This is a genomic window from Salegentibacter haimaensis (assembly GCF_054121495.1).
Genome location: NZ_JBSYGH010000012.1, coordinates 113,789 through 120,823, shown reverse-complemented (window position 1 = coordinate 120,823; position 7,035 = coordinate 113,789). Strand labels below are relative to the sequence as shown.

3 protein-coding genes are annotated in these 7,035 nt (G+C 37.7%); all 3 read right to left on the bottom strand.

All coding sequences use genetic code 11. From position 1 onward, the window contains the following. Window positions 1-227 precede the first annotated feature (227 nt). Window positions 228-2,138, bottom strand: a complete 1,911-nt coding sequence (locus ACW6QP_RS12215) for a putative porin (protein WP_457911151.1) — start codon at window positions 2,136-2,138, stop codon at window positions 228-230. Between the two features lie 434 nt (window positions 2,139-2,572). Further along, on the bottom strand, window positions 2,573-3,940 hold the full coding sequence (locus ACW6QP_RS12210) for a RagB/SusD family nutrient uptake outer membrane protein (RefSeq protein WP_457911150.1): 1,368 nt from the start codon (window positions 3,938-3,940) through the stop codon (window positions 2,573-2,575). 11 nt (window positions 3,941-3,951) lie between these two features. Next, window positions 3,952-6,987 carry a SusC/RagA family TonB-linked outer membrane protein gene (locus ACW6QP_RS12205; RefSeq protein ID WP_457911149.1) on the bottom strand — a complete coding sequence of 1,012 codons (3,036 nt, stop codon included), beginning with the start codon at window positions 6,985-6,987 and terminating at the stop codon, window positions 3,952-3,954. Between the last annotated feature and the right edge of the window lie 48 nt (window positions 6,988-7,035).

Below are 7,035 nucleotides of genomic sequence, written 5' to 3'. Positions count from 1 at the left end.
GAACTCCCGCCTACAGCTTAACTCCCGTTATCCCTGAAAGCGGATGCAAAGATACGCCTAGTTTTGAGTTGAGCAAGGGAATTGAAAAAAAGATTGATTTTTGAGAACCTGGCAAGAGAATTAAAGAATCGGCCTTAGAATTATCAGTTTTTTAAAGCTAGATACGACTATATTGATGACATTTTTAGAGAAAAGCTTCCGCAGAAAAAGCAAATTTCAAAAGAAAATCACATAAAAAAGTTCCAAACCAGGCCAAAACGGATCACAAAATCGGTGTAGGGATAGCCGGGAGCTACAAAGTTGTTGTTCCCCATAATTAGAGAATTCACATGTTCAAGCTTAAAAAAGATTCGGGCCTGATCTACCTTCGCATTTACAAAGAAGTCCAAAACGGGGTAATTACCGAGGCTTTCCTGGTTCTGAACATAAAATTCTGCCAAAACCGGATCGTAGGCATTCATATTATAAGAGGCGAAATAATTAAAATTAAAACCTGTTTGCAGATAAAGCGCTCTCTTAAATAAATAATCCTGATAGTAGATGGAATTTCGCGTCACAAATTCAGGTAGATTTAAAACATCCTGGCCATCCAGTACGTTTTGATACATTAAGGTATGATACATTCCAAAAACACCAAAATCAAATCCCCGCTCGGCTTTTAACTTTAAATATCTCACCTGACCCCCGTGCTGAAAAGGCTTTACGAAACCCTCATCATTGGTGCTGAAATATGTATAATTTTGAATTTGAGTAAGCCTGGCATCTATACTGGCAATTCTTCGGGCATTCAATCTTCCATATAATGACTGGGTATTTACATTATCGAAATCGTTTTGCCAGTTGTAGTTTTGGTAATCGCTCTGGTAAAGTAGTTGGTTATAATCGGGCAGGCGACTGTTTTGTTCGATTCCGAAGCGAATATTGTTCTGTTCATTAAAATTATAAGCCGCATTGGCGGTTATATAATTTCCGGTGAAATCACCCCCCAGGGCCAGCATGGCATCGGCATTGATTTCGAATCCGCCGATTGTATTTTGATACTCCCCACCCAAAGCGTAATTCACCCCTCTTAGCCTGTCATCTATTCGTTCGTCTTCGATGAAATAAAGGGAATTATAACCATAATCTATACTGGTAACCGCTGCCTTGGCTTTTAAAATTCCCAGACCTGCCCCACTATATTGTATAAAGCCTTCATTGTAGAATTCATCGAGCCTTACCACATCCCTTAAATTAGTAGCTCCAAAAGAGGCTCCATATATTTCATTAACAGCTGTAGCCTGTTGAAAATCGAATTTCTTATAGTTATAGTTTAATACGTGCCCGGCAGTAAGGCCTCTTCTATCTGGAGCAGGAGCGGTGAGCTGGTAGGAATGATCAAGAAAAAAACGTTTTCCGTACAAAGTGCTGCGGGCGTTGGTGTAATTCATTTCCAACAGGGTCCTGTCTTCGAAATCTTCTTCTTTAGAACGATACTGTTCTATAGCCAGAGAATCCAAACCGCCATTTTCCTGATTCATCAGGTCCTGAGACACAAAATGCGCTTTAGCGTCGTATTTCCCATCTTCGGTCTTGTACGTTATTGTACCGCGGAAGTTCCCGGTACTGGTAAGCATATGCACATACTTCCCCAGCGCTCTTACTCCTTTATATGCTATGGAAATATTCACCCGATCGGAGGTATTTACCGCAACCAGGGCATCTAACTGCTGACCCTGTTCGGGTACGGTTTTAAAATATAGCTCGGTAAAGGGTGTTGGCACGCGATAATAATTGATATCATCGGCCTCCATAAAATTGAAATGCCTGGCCCGGGCTCCAAATCTGGGCAGATATTGTTTAGTATCTACTTTATAACTTAAAGAATTATAGGTTTGAGCCGTGTTAGGAAAGGATAGTAACTCAAAATTGTCTTTTCTTAAATAATTAAAGCGGTAATCTTTCTGAATATAGAGCGAAGTATCTACGTGGGTAGTGTCGTTATAGCGGGTGATGATTTTGTATTCGGTGATATCGGGTTTGGAAACTGAATCTGCGGGTTGAGCCATACCTCCTTCTCCAGGTTTAGATAGGACACCTCTTTGTGCAAAAACAGACATTCCCAGAAAAAAGAATAACAGGAAAAAAAAATTTCTCATAGCATTAGTTAGCGCTAGAACAAAAGTAAAAATAATAATGGCAGAAAGACAGAATCTTTGGAAACAATAAGAGACTGCGGGAAAGGGCAGTCTTGTTTTTATATTAATAACAAAGTAGTATAACATTAATTTCCAGGGCGAGGAGTTAAAAACCTACCAATTATTTAAAAGTATCCTGCGAAGTAGTCTTTCGCAATGAAATTAAAAGTCGAATGTAGACAAATTACCATGTAAAAGTATGCGTTAGATCTTTTATCTATGCCCATATGTACAATACTTATTCCGATGAACCCTTCAGAACTTAATCATTTGATTTGGCAATACATTAATAAAAAAAGGTCACCTAATAAATTAATATTAGACGACCTCTTATTATTTACAAATTTTATAATTGACTAAGGTAAATAAGTCAATTTAAAATTATTCTGAGTGGTTTAATAACCATCATTTTGAACCATATTCGAATTGGCATTCATTTCTGATAGGGGGATAGCCCAGGCAAATAGATAACTTGGGTAACTAATAACTTCCATCACCTCTCCTGTAGTACCGACTGCTTCCATACTCATATTGGTACGTAGCATGTCATCAAACCTAAATCCTTCAAAAATCAACTCTCTTCTTCTTTCCAAAAGGATATTTTCTTTTGAAGCTTCTGTGTAGAGTGTAGCTCCTCTATTAGCTGGAATTCTATTAAGCTGAGTTAATGCATCTCCACCTGTTTCCAATAAAGCTTCAGCATAATTCAACACAACCTCTTCGAAACGAATCAAAGGAATATTATCAGTGAAATTTACATTATCAGGATATTTACCTGTATTCCTAATAAACTCTCCCTCAGTATCTAAAATACCAAGTCGTACATCAGAATTTTCGTAAATATTTAAAACTTGCGGTCTAGCGACTACGTCACCATACCCACTTCCATCATCATTAATCTGGTACATATAAGCTAGACCATTAATTCCAGCATTATCTACCTGACTTGCCGCCAACTCAAATAACACATTTGATCCACCATTTCCAGCCCAACTACTTACATAAGATTCAGCTGGAATTATTGAATATAATCCTGAATTAACCACTTCTTCGGCCGCAGAAAGCGCTCTACTCCAATCACCGAAATAAATAGCAACTCTGGACTCTAAAGCTTTAGCAGCAAATTTTGAAACATAAACCTTGGTATTATCGTAATCTGTATCCATCATTGAAAATGCATTTTCCAAATCACTATATACAGCAGCCTTTACTTCATCTACGGTATTCCTTGCAGGGAAAAGGTCTTCCCCTTTATATTCAGTAACAATAGGCACACCTAGATTACCACTTCCCGTATGCTGTTGACCATACTCACGTAATAGGTCAAAATGAGCTAATGCTCTTATTGCCATTGCCTGTCCCTGAATATGACGTCCATAGTCCAGATCTCCTTCCAAAGTTTCCAGGTCTGCATTAATGATAAGGTTGGCATTAGCTATAACCTCATAGGCTTCATTCCAGATCAAATCTGTATTTTCATTATACAAAAACTGACTTTCAGTAGTATATCTTCCTGAATTACCTATAGAAAATGTATTATCACTTCTAACCTCATTAGTGATAATTACATCTTGTCCATAATATCCAGATTCAGACATAAGACTATGGACACCCTTTAGAATACTGAAAAGGTTATCTACGTTATTCACACTCTGCTCAACACTTTTACTTTGTGCAAGCGTAGGGTCTAAGTCCTCTGTTGTACAGGAGGAAATGGCCATAACTAAGACCATCATCACTCCTTTATATATAAATTTTTTCATCAATTAATTTTTTAAAAAGTTAAGTTCACACCTAGTAAAAATGCTTTGGTTGGAGGAGTCTCCAATCCCGTTTGTCCACCAAAATTTTGTTCAGGATCATAAAGTAAATTATCATCCTTTACCCAGGTTGCCAGATTATTTCCTCTTACAAATATTCTTGCAGAATTCATACCAATCTGTTCCAATATAGAATTAGGGATGTTATACCCAAAAGTTACAGTTCTAAGTCTTAAGAAATCTGCATCATAAAGGTATTTAGAGTGTCTTTGCCAAGGTTCTCCTGCCGTGGTAAATTTGCTATGTCTGGCAACGTCACCAGGCTCCTGCCACCTGTCTAATAATGATTGATAACCATTATAAGCTAAGATTGGAAAACCATTAGTTTGATGCAAATATAGATGCCACCCTTCATATACCTTATGTCCTCCAGCATAATATGCATTAGCATTTACGAAAAATCCTTTATAAGTGACGTTTAAGTTCAAACCAGCTGTTACGGTAGGAATTGCATTTCCTCCCTGGAAAACAGCTTCAGCATTATTAAAATTGGTTGTAGTTTCTCCATCCACTCCATTTACATACCATTCATCCATTCCAGTCTCAGGATTCACTCCTGCCCATGTTGGCATGAAATACTCTCTTACTGGACGTCCGGTTTCAATCCGATCTATAGTAGTGGTAATAGTTCTTTCCACACCATTTGGATCTAAAGGTAATTTGGTAACCTCATTATTAACGGTGGCAACATTTCCTCCAATTGTAAGACCAAAATCCTCGGTATCAATAATATTCGCCGATAGGGCAAGCTCCAATCCTTGGTTAACAAGTGCACCAATGTTTTGAGTTTGTTGATTAAACCCTGTGGTTTGAGAGAGCGGCACATCAAGCAAAAGGTCTTCAGAATTTCTTCTGAAATATGCAAAATTACCTGTTAGAGCGTTTTGGAAGAAACCAAATTCAACTCCCACATCTAAGGTTTTGTTAATTTCCCAAGACAAATTTTCATTACCGAAAGTAGACAGTACCTGAGCTCCTTCTCCATTATAATCTACACCGTAAGTGAACAAGGATTGATAATTATTCAAACCTATATTCGCATTACCAGTAACCCCGTAAGAACCTCTAAGCTTCAAATAATCTAATGCGTCTACACTGTTTAAAAAATCCTCCTTATGTAGGTTCCACGCCGCACCGATAGAATAGAAGTCTCCCCATCTGTTTTCTTGTGAAAATCTAGAATTACCTTCCCTTCTATAGGATAAGTTTAATACATATTTACTATCAAAAGCAGAGTACTGAAGCAATCCTAAATAAGCTCCCATATACCAGTCGTTATAACTTGAAGTAACAGAAAGCGGTGTTCCTGCACTTGCTAAGTAAAATAATCCATCATCAGCAAAATTATTACCAGCACCTCCCAGGAAATAGTTGCGATTAGCCTGGTACTCCTGAAGAACCTTAGCATTAAAAACGTGATCTGGATTAATTTCAAAATTATATTCTAGATAGTTCTGAAAAACATAGAACGCATTGGTTCTATCATACTGAGAAGCATCTCCTGAGGTAGGCACACCATACCCATATCTTCTATTAGTATATGTTCTATAGTTATAAAGCTGAAGATCGACGTTAAATTTAGTTCCTGCTTTAAAGCCTCCTCCAATATTCCAATCTAGAGAATTACCAGAAATCAAACGCGTAAAACGGTTTTCATTAAAGTTATCTCTAGTAGAGATTAATGGGTTTGGTAAAGCTCCTCCGATTTCCGCAGGTGTACCATCTTCATTATAGGGCTGTCTTAAAGGGTTCATAAAGTAAGTTGCTGTTCTTGGACTATCAAAGTAAGCACTTCTTTCTAAAAAGGCATCCTGAAAAGTGTAGGCTGCAGAGTTATTAGAAGAAAACTTCAAACTTGGACTAAAATCCTTAGAGAAATTCAAAGAACCTGAAATCCTTTCAAAAGAAGACCCTATAACAGTTGCTTCTTGCTTAAGATAACCAATGGAAGCGTAAAAACGATTATCCTCACCTCCACCGGAAGCAGACAAACTATATTGTTGAAATAAAGCATCTTTATTAGAAAGAGTTTCCTTCCAGTTCGATTCAGGACGCCCGTCTGTATCCCATTGAGAAAATAAAGCAATGTTATTTAAGACAAAATCTTCGGCTTCAGCTTTAGATGCAAAACCCCCATCATTAAAGAAAGCTTCAGAAGCCAGCTCAAGTCTTTGAGCATTAGTAAGTGGCTCTGGCTGATCTATAGCATCATTCTGAAAACCAACCTGAGAGCTAAAATTATATTGCGTCTTACCAAATTTACCACCTTTAGTAGTAATCAAAATAACCCCGTTAGCACCTCTTGCACCGTATTGAGCAGTAGCAGAAGCATCCTTCAATACCGTAATAGAACTAATTGTAGATTGATCTATCGCAGCTAGAGCACTTATACTAGATGTAGCATCACTAGCGTTAACATTACCATTATTTACCGGCACTCCATCTATCACGTAAAGCGGTTCATTACCAGCCGTTATAGAGCTAATACCACGAATTCTGATATTTGCTACAGATCCCGGAGTACCTGAAGAGGATGACACCGCCAAACCTGCAACATTACCCTGTAAAGCTTGATCTACAGATGCCGCAGCAAATTCATTAAGCTTTTCCTCGTCAACTTCTACTAAAGAACCAGTAACATCTGATCTTTTTTGAGTAACATATCCTGTTATCACTACCTCTTCTAAACCAGCTGCATCTACCGCCAGAGTAACATTATACACGTCTGATGAGCCTATAGTTATAGTTTGAGTTGTAAACCCAACATAACTAAATACAAGTACATCACCCGGGGCAACAGAGATAGAATAATTTCCATCGAAATTTGTTTGCGTACCATTAGAAGTACCTTGCTCAATAACATTAACTCCGGGAAGAGGTAAACCATCTTCGTCTAAAACTGTACCACTGACAGTTTTGTCCTGTGCAAATGATATTTGCACCACTAACGCCATAAAGAACGTTAGGAAAACTTTTAATTTGTTTTTCATTATTTAATTTAATTTGAATTAGCCTGAGCCAAAAATCATAATAAAAAC